The organism is Streptomyces sp. NPDC026672 (genome assembly GCF_040638185.1).
GTDB lineage: Bacteria > Actinomycetota > Actinomycetes > Streptomycetales > Streptomycetaceae > Streptomyces.
Window position 1 is genome coordinate 96,783 of record NZ_JBEZXS010000005.1, and the last position, 18,921, is coordinate 115,703.

The 18,921-nt window shown below is 71.6% G+C and carries 19 protein-coding genes; 1 reads left to right on the forward strand and 18 read right to left on the reverse strand.

Going from position 1 to position 18,921, the window contains the following annotated elements; genetic code table 11:
• Positions 1-126 precede the first annotated feature (126 nt).
• The 12 genes from coaBC to pyrR form a co-directional block, all read right to left on the reverse strand.
• Positions 127-1,329 carry a bifunctional phosphopantothenoylcysteine decarboxylase/phosphopantothenate--cysteine ligase CoaBC gene (gene coaBC, locus AB0F77_RS07140; RefSeq protein WP_361942810.1) on the reverse strand — a complete coding sequence of 401 codons (1,203 nt, stop codon included), beginning with the start codon at positions 1,327-1,329 and terminating at the stop codon, positions 127-129.
• Between the two features lie 119 nt (positions 1,330-1,448).
• Positions 1,449-1,721, reverse strand: coding sequence for a DNA-directed RNA polymerase subunit omega (rpoZ, locus tag AB0F77_RS07145; RefSeq protein ID WP_003970369.1), 273 nt, complete (start codon positions 1,719-1,721; stop codon positions 1,449-1,451).
• Between the two features lie 74 nt (positions 1,722-1,795).
• Positions 1,796-2,389: a guanylate kinase gene (gmk, locus tag AB0F77_RS07150; protein WP_361942813.1), complete on the reverse strand. Its 594-nt coding sequence runs from the start codon at positions 2,387-2,389 to the stop codon at positions 1,796-1,798.
• A gap of 37 nt (positions 2,390-2,426) precedes the next feature.
• A complete protein-coding gene (locus tag AB0F77_RS07155; protein ID WP_003977346.1) occupies positions 2,427-2,750 on the reverse strand; it encodes an integration host factor in 324 nt (107 codons plus the stop codon).
• Positions 2,751-3,017: 267 nt separating this feature from the next.
• Positions 3,018-3,863, reverse strand: a complete 846-nt coding sequence (gene pyrF / locus AB0F77_RS07160) for an orotidine-5'-phosphate decarboxylase (RefSeq protein ID WP_361942815.1) — start codon at positions 3,861-3,863, stop codon at positions 3,018-3,020.
• Positions 3,860-4,966, reverse strand: a complete 1,107-nt coding sequence (locus AB0F77_RS07165) for a quinone-dependent dihydroorotate dehydrogenase (RefSeq protein ID WP_361942818.1) — start codon at positions 4,964-4,966, stop codon at positions 3,860-3,862. The genes pyrF and AB0F77_RS07165 overlap by 4 nt, the downstream gene beginning before the upstream one ends.
• A 55-nt stretch (positions 4,967-5,021) precedes the next feature.
• A complete protein-coding gene (carB, locus tag AB0F77_RS07170) occupies positions 5,022-8,330 on the reverse strand; it encodes a carbamoyl-phosphate synthase large subunit (RefSeq protein ID WP_361942821.1) in 3,309 nt (1,102 codons plus the stop codon).
• Positions 8,323-9,507, reverse strand: coding sequence for a glutamine-hydrolyzing carbamoyl-phosphate synthase small subunit (carA, locus tag AB0F77_RS07175; RefSeq protein WP_361942824.1), 1,185 nt, complete (start codon positions 9,505-9,507; stop codon positions 8,323-8,325). Before carA ends, carB begins: the two co-directional genes overlap by 8 nt.
• A complete protein-coding gene (locus AB0F77_RS07180) occupies positions 9,504-10,064 on the reverse strand; it encodes a hypothetical protein (protein ID WP_361942827.1) in 561 nt (186 codons plus the stop codon). The genes carA and AB0F77_RS07180 overlap by 4 nt, the downstream gene beginning before the upstream one ends.
• On the reverse strand, positions 10,061-11,356 hold the full coding sequence (locus tag AB0F77_RS07185; protein ID WP_361942830.1) for a dihydroorotase: 1,296 nt from the start codon (positions 11,354-11,356) through the stop codon (positions 10,061-10,063). Before AB0F77_RS07185 ends, AB0F77_RS07180 begins: the two co-directional genes overlap by 4 nt.
• Positions 11,357-11,361: 5 nt before the next feature.
• Positions 11,362-12,342, reverse strand: coding sequence for an aspartate carbamoyltransferase catalytic subunit (locus AB0F77_RS07190; protein WP_361942833.1), 981 nt, complete (start codon positions 12,340-12,342; stop codon positions 11,362-11,364).
• A 140-nt stretch (positions 12,343-12,482) separates the two neighbouring features.
• Positions 12,483-13,040, reverse strand: a complete 558-nt coding sequence (gene pyrR, locus AB0F77_RS07195; RefSeq protein ID WP_361942836.1) for a bifunctional pyr operon transcriptional regulator/uracil phosphoribosyltransferase PyrR — start codon at positions 13,038-13,040, stop codon at positions 12,483-12,485.
• A gap of 254 nt (positions 13,041-13,294) precedes the next feature.
• On the opposite strand from pyrR, the gene bldD reads away from it, so the two are divergent.
• Positions 13,295-13,798 carry a transcriptional regulator BldD gene (bldD, locus tag AB0F77_RS07200; RefSeq protein WP_014671524.1) on the forward strand — a complete coding sequence of 168 codons (504 nt, stop codon included), beginning with the start codon at positions 13,295-13,297 and terminating at the stop codon, positions 13,796-13,798.
• 229 nt (positions 13,799-14,027) lie between these two features.
• Here the strand turns inward: bldD and nusB are convergent, their stop codons facing one another.
• The 6 genes from nusB to AB0F77_RS07230 form a co-directional block, all read right to left on the reverse strand.
• Complete coding sequence (gene nusB / locus AB0F77_RS07205) at positions 14,028-14,456, reverse strand: transcription antitermination factor NusB (RefSeq protein ID WP_361942840.1); 429 nt, start codon at positions 14,454-14,456, stop codon at positions 14,028-14,030.
• A 2-nt stretch (positions 14,457-14,458) separates the two neighbouring features.
• On the reverse strand, positions 14,459-15,025 hold the full coding sequence (efp, locus tag AB0F77_RS07210) for an elongation factor P (RefSeq protein ID WP_361942843.1): 567 nt from the start codon (positions 15,023-15,025) through the stop codon (positions 14,459-14,461).
• A 49-nt stretch (positions 15,026-15,074) separates the two neighbouring features.
• Positions 15,075-16,187, reverse strand: a complete 1,113-nt coding sequence (locus AB0F77_RS07215; protein ID WP_361942846.1) for an aminopeptidase P family protein — start codon at positions 16,185-16,187, stop codon at positions 15,075-15,077.
• Between the two features lie 104 nt (positions 16,188-16,291).
• Entirely contained in the window at positions 16,292-17,167 is an 876-nt protein-coding gene (locus tag AB0F77_RS07220) for a Pro-rich N-terminal domain-containing protein (RefSeq protein WP_361942849.1), read from the reverse strand.
• Between the two features lie 172 nt (positions 17,168-17,339).
• Positions 17,340-18,431 (reverse strand): 3-dehydroquinate synthase, encoded by a 1,092-nt coding sequence (aroB, locus tag AB0F77_RS07225; RefSeq protein ID WP_361942852.1) that lies wholly within the window; start codon positions 18,429-18,431, stop codon positions 17,340-17,342.
• Positions 18,428-18,910, reverse strand: a complete 483-nt coding sequence (locus tag AB0F77_RS07230) for a shikimate kinase (protein WP_361943476.1) — start codon at positions 18,908-18,910, stop codon at positions 18,428-18,430. Before AB0F77_RS07230 ends, aroB begins: the two co-directional genes overlap by 4 nt.
• Positions 18,911-18,921 lie beyond the last annotated feature (11 nt).

Below are 18,921 nucleotides of genomic sequence, written 5' to 3' on the forward strand. Positions count from 1 at the left end.
CACCCGTCTCGCCTCTCGGGAGCGCTGTGACCTGCGGCACGGGCATTGTGCCCAATGGCCCGACGCGTTGACCAGGGCCGCCGCACGTGCGCGTCGCCCGCGCGGCGGCCCGGGCGCGTCGGGGGCTCAGCCCAGGCGCCGCACGACGAGGTCCCACACCGTGTCGGCGAGGGCCTCCTTGGGGCCGAACGGCACGGGGGTCTCGCTGCCGTCGGCGCCGAGCACCAGGGCCTCGTTCTGTTCGGAGCCGAACGTCCTGCGCTCCCCCACCTCGTTCACCACGAGCAGGTCGCAGCCCTTGCGGGCCAGCTTCGCGCGGCCGTTGGCGAGGACGTCGTCCGTCTCCGCGGCGAAGCCGACGATCACCTGTCCGGACCTCGCCCGGTCGGCCGAGATCTCCGCGAGGACGTCCGGGTTCCGCACGAGCACCAGGGGCTCCGGGTCCTGGCCGTCCTTCTTCTTGATCTTTCCGGAGGCATAGCTCCCGGGGCGGAAATCGGCCACGGCGGCGGCCATCACCACGGCGTCCGCGTCCGCAGCCGCCTTGAGCACGGCCTCGCGCAGCTGCACCGCCGTGCCGACCGGGACCACGTCGACGCCCGCCGGGTCGGGCAGGCCGGTGTTGGCGGCGACCAGGGTGACCCGGGCGCCCCGCGCGACCGCCGTGCGCGCGAGGGCGTACCCCTGCTTGCCCGAGGAGCGGTTGCCGAGGAAGCGGACCGGGTCGAGCGGCTCGCGGGTGCCGCCGGCGGAGACGACGACGTGCCGCCCCTTCAGGTCGGGCTCGGTGACTCCGCGGGCCAGCACCCGGCGGCAGACCTCGAAGATCTCGGCGGGGTCGGGCAGCCGGCCCTTTCCGGTGTCGACGCCGGTGAGCCGGCCGACGGCCGGTTCCATGACGACGGCGCCGCGCCCGCGCAGCGTCGCCACGTTCTCCCGGGTGGCCGGGTGCTCCCACATCTCCGTGTGCATCGCGGGCGCGAAGACGACCGGGCAGCGGGCCGTGAGGAGCGTGTTGGTGAGCAGGTCGTCGGCGAGGCCGTGGGCCGCCCTGGCGAGCGTGTCGGCGGTGGCCGGGGCGACCACGACGAGGTCGGCGTGCTGGCCGATACGGACGTGCGGGACCTCGTGGACGTCGTCCCAGACCTCGGTCGAGACGGGGTTGCCGGACAGCGCGGACCAGGTGGCGGCGCCGACGAAGTGCAGCGCGGAGGCGGTGGGGACGACCCGGACGTCGTGGCCCGACTCCGTGAATCTGCGCAGCAGCTCACACGCCTTGTAGGCGGCGATGCCACCACTGACGCCCAGAACGACCTTCGGCTTGTCCACCGTCTCTCCCCGGACTCGGCTCGGGTGCAACCTCCCCGGGTGCACGCCTCCATGAGACACCACAGGCCCGGCAGTCGTGCTGCCGGGCCTGTGGATAAGTCAACCGCGATCTGAACGTATTACTGCGCGGGGCCTTCGATGGCCTCGGACGTCAGGAGACCCGCGTTGATCTCGCGGAGGGCGATCGAGAGCGGCTTCTCGTGGACGTGGGTGTCCACGAGCGGACCGACGTACTCAAGGAGGCCCTCGCCGAGCTGCGAGTAGTACGCGTTGATCTGGCGGGCACGCTTGGCCGCGTAGATCACGAGGCTGTACTTCGAGTCGGTGGCCTCGAGGAGCTCGTCGATCGGCGGGTTGATGATGCCCTCGGGCGTGGTGATGGAAGAGGACACGCTCTACCTTCCGATGGATGGGAAAGATTCAGTGGTGCGACCGGGCCGTACCGCTCGATGGACGGAGGTCACGATCACACGACGTCCATCAAGGCTAGCAGCTCGCGCGCCACGTCCTCGACGGAGGTGTTGACCAGGGTCACGTCGAACTCCGGCTCGGCGGCCAGCTCGATCCGCGCGGCGTCGAGACGGCGCTCGATCACCTCGGGCGGCTCGGTGCCCCGGCCGGTGAGTCTGCGCACCAGCTCCTCCCAGGAGGGAGGGGCCAGGAACACCAGCTGGGCCTCCGGCATGGAGTCGCGGACCTGCCGGGCCCCCTGGAGGTCGATCTCCAGGAGGACGGGCTCGCCCGACTCCAGGCGGTCCAGCACGGCCGTGCGCGGCGTGCCGTACCGGTTGCCGGCGAACTCGGCCCACTCCAGCAGCTCACCGTTGGCGATGAGCTTGTCCATCTCCTCGTCCGTGACGAAGAAGTAGTGGACCCCGTGCTGCTCGCCGGGGCGGGGCTCGCGGGTCGTCGCCGACACCGAGAGCCAGACCTCGGGGTGTTCCTTGCGCATATGGGCGACGACCGTGCTCTTGCCGACCCCCGAGGGGCCGGAGAGCACGGTCAGCCGCGGACGTACGTCCGGGGGCTCGGGGGTCGTCCCCCGGAATGTTGCAGCCATGCAGCGATTATTCCAGCAATCCCGTGGTCGCCGGGACTCAGGAACCGGTGCTGCCGAACTCACGCTCCAGGGAAGCGATCTGGTTGGAGCCGAGGCCGCGCACACGGCGGCTCTCGGAGATGCCGAGTCGCTCCATGATCTGCTTGGCGCGGACCTTGCCCACGCCGGGCAGCGACTCGAGCAGCGCGGAGACCTTCATCTTGCCGATGACGTCGTTCTCCTGGCCCTGCTTGATGACCTCGTGCAGGGAGGCGCCGGAGTGCTTGAGTCGATTCTTGACCTCGGCCCGCTCCCGGCGAGCCGCGGCGGCCTTTTCGAGCGCGGCTGCGCGCTGTTCAGGGGTAAGGGGCGGAAGAGCCACGCCTACGTCACCTCGGATGTCGAACTGTCGGATACGGACCGGTGAGGAACCTAGTCGCCCCACACCTGGGGAGCCACGAGCAACACGCTCGCCCGTTGACTCTGCTCGGAGACTAGCGGTCAAGTCCGCAAGAGTCAGCGAGAACAGCGGAAAAGTCCTGGTCAGCCTCTGTCAGGACGGACATTTCAGACATATCTCCCATGATTTGAGGGTGTATCCAGGCTCAAGTCGCACCCGCACAGCACTCCCGCGCACCCCCCGCGCACCTCATCCACCTGCGACGGCGTCCCTGATCTCGTGTGCGAACCGCTCCGCGGCACCGCGCAGCGCGGCGACGTCCGGACCGTGACGCAGAACACCTCGGCTGACGTTCGGGACGACATTGCGCACCGCCCGGCCGAACACCCGGGGAAGATCGGCGGGCGTCGCGCCCTGGGCACCGATGCCGGGGGCGAGCAGCGGGCCGTTGACGTCGAGGTCGTACGACGACAGATCGCCCAGTGTGGCGCCCACGACCGCCCCGAAGGAGCCCAGGGGGCGCTCCCCCTCGTTCTCGGCCGCCAGGTGCGCCAGCATCGTCGCGCCGACGCTCCTGCCGTCCGGGCGGACGGCGTGCTGCACCTCGCCGCCCTCCGGGTTGGAGGTCAGCGCCAGGACGAACAGGCCCGTGCCGCTCTCGCGGGCGAGCGCCACGGCGGGGCTCAGCGAGCCGTAGCCGAGGTACGGCGAGACGGTCAGGGCGTCCGAGAACAGCGGGGCGTCCCGGTGCAGGAAGGACTCGGCGTAGGCGGCCATGGTCGAGCCGATGTCACCGCGCTTGGCGTCCATGACGACCAGGGCGCCCGCCGCTCGCGCCTCGCGCACGGACGTCTCCAGGACGGCGAGCCCGCGCGAGCCGAAGCGCTCGAAGAACGCGCTCTGCGGCTTGAGCACGGCGACCCGGTCGGCCATCGCCTCGACGACCGTGCGGCTGAACCGCTCCAGGCCGGCCACGTCGTCGTCCAGGCCCCACTCGGCGAGCAGGGAGGCGTGCGGGTCGATGCCGACGCACAGCGGGCCGCGCTCGTCCATGGCGCGGCGCAGCCGGGCGCCGAAGGGTTCGAGGGAGGTCATGCGGCCGTCCTGACGTCGGCGCCGACCGCGTCGGCGAGGGTGGCGTGGGGGCTGGTGCGCAGGCGGGCGGCGAGTCCCTTGTGGATCGAGCGCGCCCAGAAGGGCCCCTCGTAGACGAAGGCGCTGTAGCCCTGGACGAGCGTGGCGCCGGCCAGGATGCGCTGCCAGGCGTCCTCGGCGTTCTCGACGCCGCCGACGCCGACCAGGGTGATCCGGTCGCCCACGCGCGCGTAGAGGCGGCGCAGCACCTCCAGGGAGCGCGCCTTGAGGGGGGCGCCGGACAGTCCACCGGTCTCGGCCACCACGGCGGGCCGGGAGGTCAGACCGAGTCCGTCGCGCGCGATGGTGGTGTTGGTGGCGATGATCCCGTCCAGGCCGAGCTCCACGGCGAGGTCGGCGACGGCGTCCACGTCCTCGTCGGCGAGGTCGGGCGCGATCTTGACCAGGAGCGGGACCCGGCGTGCGGTCACCGTGCGGTCGGCGGCCTCGCGGACGGCGGTCAGCAGCGGGCGCAGCGCCTCGGTCGCCTGGAGGTCGCGCAGGCCGGGGGTGTTCGGGGACGAGACGTTGACGACGAGGTAGTCGGCGTAGGGGGCGAGCCGCTCGGCGGACTTCACGTAGTCGCGGGTGGCCTCCGCCTCGGGGACGGCCTTGGTCTTGCCGATGTTGACGCCCACGACGGTCCTGAACACCGGTTCGCGGGTGGCCAGGCGGGCGGCGACGGCGAGGGAGCCGTCGTTGTTGAAGCCCATGCGGTTGATGAGCGCGCGGTCGGCGACGAGCCGGAACAGCCGCTTCCTGGGGTTGCCGGGCTGGGCCTCGCCGGTCACGGTGCCGATCTCGACGTGGTCGAAGCCGAGCATCGCCATGCCGTCGATCGCGACGGCGTTCTTGTCGAAACCGGCCGCGAGCCCGAACGGCCCGTGCATCCGCAGCCCGAACGCCTCCGTGCGCAGTTCCTCGTGGCGGGGGGCGAGGGCGGCCGCGACGAAGGTGCGCAGCACGGGGACGCGGGCGGCGAGCCGGATCCAGCGGAAGGCGAGGTGATGGGCCTGCTCGGGGTCCATCCGGGTGAAGACCAGACGGAAGAAGATCTTGTACATGTCTCGGAGTCCTCGTGCGGAGGGGGACACCGTTTCCGGTGTCCCCCTCGGGCTGCTAGTCGCGGGCCGCGGTCAGGTGTTCCGCGTGTTCCTGGAGGGAACGGACGCCCACGTCGCCGTGGTTGAGGGCGTCGATGCCCTGGACGGCGGCGGCGAGCGCCTGGACCGTCGTCAGGCAGGGCACGGAGCGGGCCACCGCCGCCGTACGGATGTCGTAGCCGTCGAGGCGGCCGCCGGTGCCGTAGGGGGTGTTGACGATGAGGTCGACCTCGCCGTCGTGGATGAGCTGGACGATCGTCTTCTCGCCGTGGGGGCCGGTGCCCTCGGACTGCTTGCGCACGACGGTGGCGTTGATGCCGTTGCGGCGCAGCACCTCGGCCGTGCCGGAGGTGGCGAGCAGTTCGAAGCCGTGGGCGACCAGTTCCCGGGCCGGGAAGATCATCGAGCGCTTGTCGCGGTTGGCGACGGAGATGAAGGCGCGGCCCTTGGTGGGCAGCGGGCCGTAGGCGCCCGCCTGGGACTTGGCGTAGGCCGTGCCGAAGACGGAGTCGATGCCCATGACCTCGCCGGTGGAGCGCATCTCCGGGCCGAGGACCGTGTCGACGCCGCGGCCGTAGATGTCGCGGAAGCGCGACCACGGCATGACGGCCTCCTTGACGGAGATCGGCGCGTCGAGCGGCAGTTCGCCGCCGTCGCCGGTCGCCGGGAGCAGCCCCTCGGCGCGCAGTTCGGCGACGGTCGCGCCGAGCGAGATGCGCGCGGCGGCCTTGGCGAGCGGCACCGCGGTCGCCTTCGAGGTGAAGGGGACGGTGCGGGAGGCGCGCGGGTTGGCCTCCAGGACGTAGAGGATGTCGCCGGCCATCGCGAACTGGATGTTGATGAGTCCGCGCACGCCGACGCCCTTGGCGATGGCCTCGGTGGAGGCGCGCAGCCGCTTGATGTCGAAGCCGCCCAGGGTGATCGGGGGCAGGGCGCAGGCCGAGTCGCCGGAGTGGATGCCGGCCTCCTCGATGTGCTCCATGACGCCGCCGAGGTACAGCTCCTCGCCGTCGTAGAGGGCGTCGACGTCGATCTCGATGGCGTCGTCGAGGAAGCGGTCGACGAGGACCGGCCGGGAGGGGCTGATCTCGGTCGACTCGGCGATGTAGGAGGCGAGGCGGGTCTCGTCGTAGACGATCTCCATGCCGCGTCCGCCGAGGACGTAGGAGGGTCGCACCAGGACCGGGTAGCCGATCTCGTCGGCGATGGCCTTGGCCTCGGCGAAGGTGGTGGCCGTGCCGTGCTTGGGCGCGGGCAGGCCGGCCTCGGCGAGGACGCGGCCGAAGGCGCCGCGGTCCTCGGCGGCGTGGATCGCCTCGGGCGGGGTGCCGACGATCGGCACACCGTTGTCCTTCAGGGCCTGCGAGAGGCCGAGCGGGGTCTGGCCGCCGAGCTGGACGACGACGCCCGCGACCGGGCCGGCCAGCGACTCGGCGTGCACGATCTCCAGCACGTCCTCGAGGGTCAGCGGCTCGAAGTAGAGGCGGTCGGAGGTGTCGTAGTCCGTGGAGACGGTCTCCGGGTTGCAGTTGACCATCACGGTCTCGTACCCGGCGGCGCTGAGCGCGAAGGAGGCGTGGACGCAGGAGTAGTCGAACTCGATGCCCTGGCCGATGCGGTTGGGGCCGGAGCCGAGGATGATCACCGCGGGCTTCTCGCGCGGGGCGACCTCGGTCTCCTCGTCGTAGGAGGAGTAGAAGTACGGCGTCCGCGCGGCGAACTCGGCGGCGCAGGTGTCGACCGTCTTGTAGATCGGGCGCACGCCCAGGGCGTGCCGGACCTCCCGCACGACGTCCTCGCGCAGCCCGCGGACCTCGGCGACCTGCTGGTCGGAGAAGCCGTGGCGCTTGGCGTCGGCGAGCAGCTCGGCGGTCAGCTCGGGCGCCTCGGCGAGCTCGTCGGCGATCTCCTTGATCAGGAAGAGCTGGTCGACGAACCAGGGGTCGATCTTCGTGTGCGCGAAGACCTCCTCCGGGGTGGCGCCGGCGCGGATGGCCTGCATGACCGTGTTGATGCGGCCGTCGGTGGGCCGCTCGGCCGCTTCGAGCAGGGCGCCCTTGTCACCGGGATCGCCGACGAAGGTGAACTGGCTGTCCTTCTTCTCCAGGGAGCGCAGCGCCTTCTGGAACGCCTCGGGGAAGTTGCGGCCGATGGCCATGGCCTCGCCGACCGACTTCATGGTGGTGGTCAGCGTGGAGTCGGCGCTCGGGAACTTCTCGAAGGCGAACCGGGGTGCCTTCACGACCACGTAGTCGAGGGTCGGCTCGAAGGAGGCCGGGGTCTCCTGCGTGATGTCGTTGGGGATCTCGTCGAGGGTGTAGCCGACGGCGAGCTTGGCGGCGATCTTCGCGATCGGGAATCCGGTGGCCTTGGACGCGAGCGCCGAGGACCGCGACACGCGCGGGTTCATCTCGATGACGATCACGCGACCGTCCTCGGGGTTCACCGCGAACTGGATGTTGCAGCCGCCGGTGTCGACGCCGACCTCGCGGATCACGGCGATGCCGATATCCCGCAGGATCTGGTACTCGCGGTCGGTCAGCGTCATCGCCGGGGCGACGGTGATGGAGTCGCCGGTGTGCACGCCCATGGGGTCGAAGTTCTCGATGGAGCAGACGACCACGACGTTGTCGTGCTTGTCGCGCATCAGCTCCAGCTCGTACTCCTTCCAGCCGAGGATGGACTCCTCCAGGAGCACCTCGGTGGTCGGCGAGAGGGTGAGGCCCTGGCCGGCGATACGGCGCAGTTCCTCCTCGTCGTGGGCGAAGCCGGAGCCGGCGCCGCCCATGGTGAAGGACGGGCGCACGACGACCGGGTAGCCGCCCAGCTCCTCGACACCCGCGAGGACCTCGTCCATGGTGTGGCAGATCACGGACCGGGCGGACTCGCCGTGCCCGGTCTTGCGGCGGACCTCCTCGACGACGTCCTTGAACAGGTCGCGGTCCTCGCCCTTGTGGATGGCCGCCACGTTGGCGCCGATCAGCTCGACGCCGTACTTCGCCAGCACCCCGTTCTCGTCGAGCGCGATGGCGGTGTTGAGCGCGGTCTGGCCGCCCAGGGTGGGCAGCAGCGCGTCCGGGCGCTCCTTGGCGATGATCTTCTCGACGAACTCGGGGGTGATCGGCTCGACGTAGGTGGCGTCGGCGATCTCCGGGTCGGTCATGATCGTCGCCGGGTTGGAGTTGACGAGGATCACGCGCAGCCCCTCGGCGCGCAGCACACGGCACGCCTGGGTGCCGGAGTAGTCGAACTCGGCGGCCTGGCCGATGACGATCGGGCCGGAGCCGATGACCAGGACGGACTGGATATCGGTGCGCTTAGGCACGCTGGCCCTCCATCAGGGATACGAAGCGGTCGAACAGGTAGGCGGCGTCGTGCGGGCCCGCTGCCGCTTCGGGGTGGTACTGGACGGAGAAGGCCGGCTGGTCGAGCAGCTGGAGCCCCTCCACGACGTCGTCGTTCAGACAGACGTGCGAGACCTCGGCGCGGCCGAACCTCGTCTCGCTGACCCTGTCGAGCGGCGCGTCCACGGCGAATCCGTGGTTGTGCGCGGTGACCTCGACCTTGCCGGTCGTACGGTCCTGGACCGGCTGGTTGATGCCCCGGTGGCCGTACTTCAGCTTGTAGGTGCCGAAGCCGAGGGCGCGGCCGAGGATCTGGTTGCCGAAGCAGATGCCGAACAGGGGCGTCCGGCGCTCCAGGACGGCGGTCATGAGCGCGACCGGACCGTCGGCGGTGGCGGGGTCGCCGGGGCCGTTGGAGAAGAACACACCGTCCGGGTCGACGGCGTAGACGTCCTCGGGGGTGGCGGTCGCGGGCAGCACGTGCACCTCGATGCCGCGCTCGGCCATGCGGTGCGGGGTCATGCCCTTGATGCCGAGGTCGACCGCGGCGACGGTGAACCGCGCGGTGCCGATCGGGAGGGCTTCGCCGTCGGGGCCGACCGCGGGGACGACGTACGCCTCCTTGGTGGCGACCTCCTCGTACAGCGAGGCGCCCTTCATGTGCGGCTGGGCCTGGACGCGTGCGACGAGCGCGTCGTCGGAGGCGATCGCCTCGCCGGAGAAGACCCCGGCGCGCATCGAGCCGCGCTCGCGCAGGTGGCGGGTGAGGGCGCGGGTGTCGATGCCGGAGATGCCGACGACGCCCTGCGCGACCAGTTCCGCGTCCAGCGAACGCGTGGCCCGCCAGTTGGAGGGCACGCGCGCGGGGTCGCGCACCACGTAGCCCGAGACCCAGATGCGGCTCGACTCGTCGTCCTCGTCGTTCCAGCCGGTGTTGCCGATCTGCGGGGCGGTCGCGACGACGATCTGGCGGTCGTACGACGGGTCGGTCAGGGTCTCCTGGTAGCCGGTCATGCCGGTGGAGAACACGGCCTCGCCGAAGGTCTCCCCCACGGCCCCGTAGGCGCGGCCGCGGAAGATCCGGCCGTCCTCCAGGACGAGTACGGCGGGAAGCCCCTTGTTCCTGGAGGAGGAACTTCCCCTGGTGGAGGTCGTCATCGTGCGCCTTCCGTGTCGTTGATCATGTGGTTCAGGGTGTCGACCCACTCGGTGTGCTCGGCCGCGCGGTCGGAGCGGAAGCCGGAGTCGATCTCCTTGTCGCCGTGGGCCCAGGTCACCACCAGCAGTCCGCCCTCGGTGAGGACCTTGCCCGCGATGCCCTTGTCGAGCCGGGCTCCGCGCAGCGCGGTGGCGGGGACGAAGAAGTCGGTGGCTCCGGGGCGTACGACCTCCAGACCCGCGTCCGTCAGTGTCAGCTCGGCCCGGCTGCGGGTGCCGAGGCCGTGCGCCACGATGCGGTCGAGCCACTGCCCGGCGGTGGTGGAGCCGTGGTACCGGCCGCTCATGGCCAGTCTCGCCGGGCCGGGCTCCTCCGGCGCGTCGGGCAGCTCGGGCAGGTCGCCCTGGAGGGTGCCGCGCCACTTCCAGCCCTCGCGCATCAGCCAGTAGACGAGCGCGACGAAGAGGGCGAGTCCGACGAGCCAGCCGATGCGGCCGGGCCAGTTGGTGACGTCGGCCGACTTCTGGGCCTCGGCCAGGAGGTTTACAGGTGTCACGTGAGCTTCCCGTCGACGAGCGTGGCCTTGCCCCGCAGCCAGGTGTGGGTGACACGGCCCGGCAGCTCGCGTCCCTCGTACGGGGTGTTGCGGCTGCGCGAGGCGAAGCCCGCGGGGTCCACCTCGCCACGGTATGCCGTGTCGACGAGGGTGAGGTTGGCGGGCTCGCCCACGGCGACGGGACGGCCGTGTCCGGTGGCCCGGCCGATGCGGGCGGGGGTGCGGGACATGCGGTCGGCGACGCCGGCCCAGTCGAGCAGCCCGGTGTCGACCATGGTGGCCTGGACCACGGACAGGGCGGTCTCCAGGCCGACCATGCCCATGGCGGCCGCGGCCCACTCGCAGTCCTTGTCCTCGTGGGGGTGCGGGGCGTGGTCGGTGGCGACGATGTCGATCGTGCCGTCGGCCAGGGCCTCACGCAGGGCCCGCACGTCGCGCTCGGTGCGCAGCGGCGGGTTGACCTTGTAGACCGGGTCGTAGGTGCGCACCAGTTCGTCGGTGAGGAGCAGGTGGTGCGGGGTCACCTCGGCGGTGACGTCGATGCCGCGGGACTTGGCCCAGCGGACGATCTCGACGGACCCGGCGGTCGAGACGTGGCAGATGTGGACGCGGGAGCCGACGTGCTCGGCGAGCAGGACGTCCCGGGCGATGACCGACTCCTCGGCGACGGCCGGCCAGCCGCCCAGGCCCAGCTCGGCGGAGACGACGCCCTCGTTCATCTGGGCGCCCTCGGTGAGGCGGGGCTCCTGCGCGTGCTGGGCGACCACACCGCCGAACGCCTTCACGTACTCCAGCGCGCGGCGCATGATCACGGCGTCGTCGACGCACTTGCCGTCGTCGGAGAAGACGGTGACCCCGGCGGCCGACTCGTGCATCGCGCCCAGCTCGGCGAGCTTGCGGCCCTCCAGGCCGACGGTGACGGCGCCGATGGGCTGCACGTCGCAGTAGCCGTGTTCGCGGCCGAGCCGGTAGACCTGCTCGACCACGCCGGCGGTGTCGGCGACCGGGAAGGTGTTGGCCATGGCGAACACGGCGGTGTAGCCGCCGCTCGCGGCCGCCCGGGTGCCGGTCAGCACGGTCTCGGAGTCCTCGCGGCCCGGCTCGCGCAGATGGGTGTGCAGGTCGACCAGGCCCGGCAGCAGCACCTTGCCGCCGGCCTCGACGACGTCGGCGCCCTCGACGGCCCCGGCGGACAGCCCGGTGCCGACGGCCGCGATCGTCTCCCCGTCGATCAGCACGTCCTGCGGCTCGCCGCCGAGCACCTTCGCACCACGGATCAGGATCTTGCTCATGGGTCTTACTTCTCCTCGTTGGTGCGGGCGTGGGCGAGGGCGGGTTCGTTGCCGCCGAGCAGCAGGTAGAGGACGGCCATCCGGATGGAGACGCCGTTCGCGACCTGCTCGACGACGGTGCAGCGATCCGAGTCGGCGACCTCGGCGGTGATCTCCATGCCGCGGACCATCGGGCCGGGGTGCATCACGATGGCGTGCCCGGGCATCTTCGCCATGCGCTCGCCGTCGAGGCCGTAGCGCCGCGAGTACTCCCGCTCGGTCGGGAAGAAGGCGGCGTTCATGCGCTCGCGCTGGACGCGCAGCAGCATCACGGCGTCGGACTTGGGCAGCGTGGCGTCGAGGTCGTACGACACCTCGCAGGGCCAGTGCTCGACGCCGACCGGTACCAGGGTCGGCGGGGCGACCAGGGTGACCTCGGCGCCGAGGGTGTGCAGCAGGTCGACGTTGGAGCGGGCGACCCGGCTGTGCAGGATGTCGCCGACGAGGGTGATGCGCCTGCCGGAGAGGTCCTGGCCGAGGCCGGCGTCCCGGCCGACGAGGCGGCGGCGCACGGTGAAGGCGTCGAGCAGGGCCTGCGTGGGGTGCTGGTGGGTGCCGTCGCCCGCGTTGATGACTGCGGCGTCGATCCATCCGGAGTTGGCGAGCCGGTAGGGGGCGCCGGAGGCGCTGTGCCGGATGACGACGGCGTCGACGCCCATGGCCTCCAGCGTCTGCGCGGTGTCCTTCAGGGACTCGCCCTTGGAGACGCTCGATCCCTTGGCGGTGAAGTTGATGACGTCCGCCGACAGCCGCTTCTCGGCGGCCTCGAAGGAGATCCGCGTACGCGTCGAGTCCTCGAAGAAGAGGTTGGCGATCGCGCGTCCGCGCAGGGTCGGCAGTTTCTTGATCGGCCGGTCGGCGACCCGGGCCATCTCCTCGGCGGTGTCGAGGATCAGGACGGCGTCGTCACGGGTGAGGTCGGCGGCCGAGATGAGATGGCGCTGCATCTGTCAGGCTCCGTAAGGCAGTTCACGTCTGGGGATTCGGGGTCCCGGCCCGCGGCGGTGCCGGTGGGGCCGGTCCCCGCGCGGCCGGGCGGGCCGGGTCGCGGGCGGGGCGCACGGGATCGCCGCGCGCCCTCGGTCCGCTACGGGGTCTGCTTCACGCCGAGCAGCACGGTGTCGCGACCGTCCTCCTCGGCGAGCTGGACCTTGACCGTCTCCCGCAGCGACGTGGGGAGGTTCTTGCCGACGTAGTCGGCGCGGATGGGCAGTTCGCGGTGGCCGCGGTCGACGAGGACGGCGAGCTGCACCGCGCGCGGACGCCCGATGTCGTTCAGCGCGTCGAGGGCGGCACGGATGGTGCGGCCGGAGAAGAGCACGTCGTCGACGAGGACGACGAGACGGCCGTCGATGCCGTCACCGGGGATCTCGGTGCGGGCCAGCGCACGCGGCGGGTGCATGCGCAGGTCGTCGCGGTACATGGTGATGTCGAGCGAGCCGACCGGGATCGTGCGGTCGGTGATCTGCCCGAGCTTGGCGGCGAGCCGCTGGGCGAGGAAGACGCCCCGGGTCGGGATGCCGAGGAGCACCACGTCGTCGGCGCCCTTGGCGCGTTCGACGATCTCGTGGGCGATGCGGGTCAACACCCGCGCGATGTCGGGCCCTTCGAGCACGGGCCGGGCATCGGACGCTTGCATGTCCATATGAAACGGACCTCCTTCTCCGCCTCACGGGACGGACCTTAAAGGACGTCGGATTTGCGCCATCCACGGTAGCAGGTCGCAGACAGGGCTCCGATTCACCCCTTCGGGGGAACGGGCCGCCACCCGCGCGGAAGCGTCGGTGTGGACCATTCGGCTTGACGCATGAGAGTCACGCTGCGTAACCTCACAGTGAGTTACCAGCCGCGCGGTCCGGCACCCAGCCGGCTGCGTCGACACAGTGTCCGGGGAGCTATATGTCCAGCGAATACGCCAAACAGCTCGGGGCCAAGCTCCGGGCCATCCGCACCCAGCAGGGCCTTTCCCTCCACGGTGTCGAGGAGAAGTCCCAGGGCCGCTGGAAGGCCGTCGTGGTGGGTTCGTACGAGCGCGGGGACCGCGCCGTGACCGTGCAGCGCCTCGCGGAGCTGGCGGACTTCTACGGTGTCCCGGTGCAGGAACTGCTGCCCGGCACGACCCCCGGCGGCGCCGCCGAGCCCCCGCCGAAGCTGGTCCTGGACCTGGAGCGCCTGGCCACGGTCCCGGCCGAGAAGGCGGGCCCCCTCCAGCGGTACGCGGCGACGATCCAGTCCCAGCGCGGCGACTACAACGGCAAGGTGCTCTCGATCCGCCAGGACGACCTGCGCACACTCGCCGTCATCTACGACCAGTCCCCCTCGGTGCTGACCGAACAGCTGATCAGCTGGGGTGTGCTGGACGCGGACGCCCGTCGGGCGGTGGCCACGCACGAAGAGGCCTGACCTCTTCGGCAGTCCCAGCAGAAACGTGCCGCCGGGGTGGCCGGAACCTTGTGGTTCGGGCCACCCCGGCGGCGTCCGCACGACTGCTCCCGGCCCCTCTCGCGCGGGCCGGGAGCCGGATACGCCGAAGGGGCGCGGGGAACCGCGCGAGCCGACCGCGGAGGACCCGCGGCGGGCTCGGTCGCCGCGGTCCCACGGCGCCCCTCGTACGCGTCGTACGGCGCTTCGGCTAGGCCCGGCGCAGCGAGGGCTTCAGCTCCTTCAGCCGCCCGAGCAGACCGTTGACGAACGAGGGCGACTCGTCGGTCGAGAACTCCTTCGCCAGCTGCACCATCTCGTCGAGGACAACGGCGTCGGGGGTCTCGTCCACCCAGATCAGCTCGTAGGCGCCCAGGCGCAGGATGTTGCGGTCCACGACCGGCATCCGGTCCAGCGTCCACCCGACCGCGTACTGGGCGAGCAGCTCGTCGATGCGGGTCGCGTGTCCGGCGTAGCCCTCCACGAGCTGCATCGTGTACTCGCTCACCGGCGGCTGGCGGGTGTCGGTGCGGGAGAGCCGGACCCAGTCCGCGAGCACGGTGAGGACGTCGGCCCCGCGCTGGTCGCCCTCGAAGAGGATCTGGAAGGCGCGCTTGCGGGCCGTGTTGCGAGCGGCCACGGTTAGCTGTTCACCCGGCCGAGGTAGTCGCTGGTACGGGTGTCGACCTTGATCTTCTCACCGGTGGTGATGAAGAGCGGGACCTGGATCTGGTGGCCGGTCTCCAGGGTGGCGGGCTTGGTGCCACCGGTGGAGCGGTCGCCCTGGACGCCCGGCTCGGTCTCCTGGATGGTCAGTTCGACGGCGGCGGGCAGCTCGACGAAGAGCACCTCGCCCTCGTGCTGGGCGACGGTGGCGGTGAAGCCCTCGATCAGGAAGTTCGCGGCGTCGCCGACCGTCTTGCGGTCGATCATCAGCTGGTCGTACGTGTCCATGTCCATGAAGACGAAGTACTCGCCGTCCATGTACGAGAACTGCATGTCACGCTTGTCGACAGTGGCCGTCTCGACCTTGACGCCGGCGTTGAACGTCTTGTCGACGACCTTGCCGGAGAGCACGTTCTTGAGCTTGGTGCGCACGAAGGCCGGGCCCTTGCCGGGCTTGACGTGCTGGAACTCGACGACGGACCAGAGCTGGCCGCCTTCGAGCTTGAGCACCAGGCCGTTCTTGAGGTCGTTCGTGGAAGCCACGGTTGCGGAATCTCCTGGACTGACGTGGACGACCCCGGGGCACGCACTCCTACAGCGCGAGCAGCTCCTTGGTCGTGATGGTGAGTAGCTCGGGTCCGCCGTCCGCCTCGGGGCGGACGACGAGCGTGTCATCGATCCGGACACCGCCCCGGCCCGGGAGGTGGACCCCCGGTTCGACGGTGACCGGCACGCAAGCGTCCAGTTTACCCATGGCCGCGGGGGTCAACTGAGGGTCCTCGTCGATTTCGAGTCCGACACCGTGCCCCGTGAGCGGCTGGAGCCCTTCCGAGTACCCCGCGCGGTCCAGCACCTGGCGGGCCGCGCGGTCCACGTCACGGAAGGCCGCGCCCGGCGCCAGTGCCTCGCGTCCGGCGCGCTGAGCGGCGAAGACCAGGTCGTACAGCTCGATCTGCCACTCGGCGGGGGACGTGCCGATCACGAACGTACGGCCGATCTCGCAGCGGTAGCCGCGGTACGTCGCGCCGAGGCACACGGAGAGGAAGTCCCCCTCCTCCACCCGCCGGTCGGTGGGCCGGTGGCCGCGGCGGCCGGAGTGGGGGCCGGTGGCGACGGAGGTCGCCAGGGCGGGGCCGTCGGCGCCGTGGTCGACCAGCCGCCGCTCCAGCTCCAGGGCGAGGTGGCGCTCGGTGCGGCCGACCAGGATGGACTCCAGCAGCTCCCCGAGGGCCTGGTCGGCGATCTCCGCGCCGACCCGCAGACAGGAGATCTCCTCCTCGTCCTTGACCACCCTGAGCTGTTCGACCGCGCAGCCGAGGTCGGCCAGGCGCAGCCCGGAGGCGACCGAGGCGAGGGCGCGGTGCCGGGAGACGGTGAGGTGGTGCTCCTCGACGGCGAGGGCGTCGGCGCCCTGGCCCACCGCGAGGCCGGCCGCGGCGACGGCGGCGTCGCCGCCCGCCGGGGGCAGGACGTGCAGGCGCAGGTTCTCGTCGGGGCGGCCGTCGGAGGGGCGGTCGTCCGGCGGGGCCGGGCAGACCAGCAGGTCCTCGTCGCCGCTCCGGCCCAGGAGCAGCACGGAGTCCTGCGGGGCGGCGCCGGAGAGGTAGCGCACGTTGGCCGGGCGTGACACCAGCGCTGTGGCGGTGCCGGACGCGTTGTGGCGGTCTCTCAGCCTGTTGCGGCGGGCCGCGTACACCTCGGACATGACACGAGCGTAGGAGGCGGGGGCGGATCGTGCCGGTTGGAGCGGTGCGGTCGGGGGATTCACGGGGGTGACGGGCCCGGCCGCCCCTGCGGGAGCGCCGTCGGCTACCAGGCGGGCGGGCTGGCTATCGACCTGGCCAGGACCTCGTCCAGGAGGCGGGCCGTGGTGGGGACGTCGAGCTGGGAGTTGTCGATGATCGGCAGGCCGGAGCCGTACCAGCCCGCCATGCGGCCGTGGATGCGGGCCACCTCCTCGTCGGTGAGGCGGCGGTTGCCGGAGCGTTCGGCGTTGCGTTCCAGGACGACGTCCAGGCCGGGCAGCAGGACGACGGGGAGCAGGCCGGGGCCGACGTGCCGCTTCCAGCCGCCGAGGCCGACGACCGGGCGGTCCGGGAAGACGGCGTCGTCGAGGATGCAGGAGATGCCGTTGGCCAGGAAGTTCCGGGCGGCGAAACCGCAGGTGCGGCGGGCGAGGCGGTACTGCGCCTCCGAGTTGTCGTTCCAGCCGGACTGGGGGTCGGCGAAGCCCGAGCGGACCCATTCGCGCACGTCGTCGAGGCTGATGTGGGCGGTGGGGACCCGGCGGTGGTCGGCCCAGTACTTGGCGACGCTGGTCTTGCCGGCGCCGGCCGGGCCGATCAGCAGCACGGCCAGGGTCGTGCCCGTGGGGTCGGGAGCGGCCGTCGCGGGCGGCACGCTGGGCATCGCGACGGGGCCGCCGGGCGGCAGCGGGACGTGGCCGGTGCTGTCGGGCACGGGCGGCACCGGGGCGTGCCTGGGAGGCGCGGGCGGCACCGGTCCGGGAGGGACCTGGGCCCCCGTGAAGCCGGGTGCGGGTGGCGGTGGGGGCACGGCCGCGGGACCCTGGGGGGTTCCCGGGTGGTGCGGGCCCGGATGGTGCGCGGCCGGCGACCATCCGGCGGGCGGTGCCTGCCCCGGCTGGTGGGACGGCGGCAGCGGAGACCCCACTGCGTGCTGCATCCGGTGCACTCCGTCTCGTGTCTCTTGGCTCGCGATCGGCGCTTGCGGCGGAGTGCGCACCCCGCTCCCTACCGAACGGTACCGTCCCCTGCCGTCGTTTGGTGAAACGGCCGGGGACGGTCCGAAGTGCCCGTGCCGGAGGGCGAATCGGGCGGATGGGATGCGGGAGGACCTACTGTCCGACCTCGCCGTACGCCGCGAGCAGCACGGCCGGGTCGGGACCCTCCAGGACGGTCGGCTTGCCCAGTCCGTCCAGGACGATGAAGCGCAGCAGGTCCCCGCGGGACTTCTTGTCGACCTTCATCGTCTCCAGCAGCTTGGGCCACTGGTCGTGGCGGTAGTGCAGGGGCAGTCCGACGGACTCCAGCACGGTGCGGTGGCGGTCGGCCGTGGCGTCGTCCAACCTGCCCGCGAGGCGGCCGAGTTCGGCGGCGAAGTGCATGCCGACCGCGACGGCCGCGCCGTGCCGCCACTTGTAGCGCTCGTTCTTCTCGATGGCGTGGCCCAGCGTGTGGCCGTAGTTGAGGATCTCCCGCAGGCCCGATTCCTTGAGGTCGGAGGAGACCACCTCGGCCTTGACCCGGATGGACCGCTCGATCAGCTCGGCGGTGTGCGGGCCCGCCGGGGTGCGCGCCGCCCCGGGGTCGGACTCGATCAGGTCGAGGATCGCCGGGTCGGCGATGAAGCCGGCCTTGATGATCTCGGCGAGCCCGGAGACGTAGTCGTTGACCGGGAGGGAGTCCAGCGCGGCGAGGTCGCACAGGACACCGGCCGGGGGGTGGAAGGCGCCGACGAGGTTCTTGCCCTCGGCGGTGTTGATGCCGGTCTTGCCGCCGACCGCCGCGTCCACCATGGCGAGCACGGTCGTCGGTACGGCGATCCAGCGCACCCCGCGCAGCCAGGTGGCGGCGACGAAACCGGCGAGGTCGGTGGTGGCGCCGCCGCCGACGCCGACGATCACGTCGGTGCGGGTGAAGCCGGACTGGCCGAGCGCCTTCCAGCAGTAGGCGGCGACCTCGGCGGTCTTGGCCTCCTCGGCGTTGGGCACCTGGACGGCGACCGCCTCGTAGCCCTGTTCGGCCAGGTCCGCGCGGAGGGCGTCACCGGTCTCGGCGAGCGCCTCGGGGTGGATCACCGCGACCCGCTTGGCCCGGTCGCCGATCAGACCGGGCAGCTCATCGAGGAGCTGACGGCCGATCAGAACCTCGTAGGGCTCGGTGCCCGCCGTGCCGCCGACCTGGATCCGCGTCACCGACTCGCTCATGCTTCCTTCAACTCCAGTGCGTCCAGGGCGATTTGGGTGACCTCTTCGGGGGTGCGCCCGTCGGTCGCGACCACGGCCGAGGCGACCTCCTCGTACAGGTGCCGCCGGGCCTCCATCAGCTCGCGCCACTGCTTGCGCGGGTTGACGGCGAGCAGGGGGCGGGCGACGTTGAGGCCGGTGCGACGCACCGCCTCCTCGACGTCCATCGAGAGGTAGACGACGCGCTGCCCGCCGAGCAGGGCGCGGGTGTCCTCGTCGAGGACGGCGCCGCCGCCCAGGGCGAGCACGCCCTCGTGCTCGGCGAGCGCCTGCCGCACGGCGCTCTTCTCCAGCGCGCGGAAGGCGTGTTCGCCCTCGTCCACGAAGATCTCGGCGATGGCGCGGCCCTCGGCGGCCACGATGTCGTCGTCGGTGTCGCGGTAGCCGACGCCGAGCCGATCGGCGAGCAGCCGTCCCACCGTGGACTTGCCGACGCCCATCGGACCGACGA

Bases quoted from the DNA above. Each gene is read 5' to 3' on its own strand.
- gmk (WP_361942813.1), bottom strand. From the start codon at position 2,389: ATGGCTGCAACATTCCGGGGGACGACCCCCGAGCCCCCGGACGTACGT.
- pyrF (WP_361942815.1), bottom strand. From the start codon at position 3,863: ATGACCTCCCTCGAACCCTTCGGCGCCCGGCTGCGCCGCGCCATGGAC.
- AB0F77_RS07165 (WP_361942818.1), bottom strand. From the start codon at position 4,966: ATGTACAAGATCTTCTTCCGTCTGGTCTTCACCCGGATGGACCCCGAG.
- carA (WP_361942824.1), bottom strand. From the start codon at position 9,507: ATGACGACCTCCACCAGGGGAAGTTCCTCCTCCAGGAACAAGGGGCTT.
- AB0F77_RS07185 (WP_361942830.1), bottom strand. From the start codon at position 11,356: ATGAGCAAGATCCTGATCCGTGGTGCGAAGGTGCTCGGCGGCGAGCCG.
- AB0F77_RS07190 (WP_361942833.1), bottom strand. From the start codon at position 12,342: ATGCAGCGCCATCTCATCTCGGCCGCCGACCTCACCCGTGACGACGCC.
- pyrR (WP_361942836.1), bottom strand. From the start codon at position 13,040: ATGGACATGCAAGCGTCCGATGCCCGGCCCGTGCTCGAAGGGCCCGAC.
- bldD (WP_014671524.1), top strand. From the start codon at position 13,295: ATGTCCAGCGAATACGCCAAACAGCTCGGGGCCAAGCTCCGGGCCATC.
- AB0F77_RS07215 (WP_361942846.1), bottom strand. From the start codon at position 16,187: ATGTCCGAGGTGTACGCGGCCCGCCGCAACAGGCTGAGAGACCGCCAC.
- AB0F77_RS07220 (WP_361942849.1), bottom strand. From the start codon at position 17,167: ATGCAGCACGCAGTGGGGTCTCCGCTGCCGCCGTCCCACCAGCCGGGG.
- aroB (WP_361942852.1), bottom strand. From the start codon at position 18,431: ATGAGCGAGTCGGTGACGCGGATCCAGGTCGGCGGCACGGCGGGCACC.
- AB0F77_RS07230 (WP_361943476.1), bottom strand. From the start codon at position 18,910: ATGGGCGTCGGCAAGTCCACGGTGGGACGGCTGCTCGCCGATCGGCTC.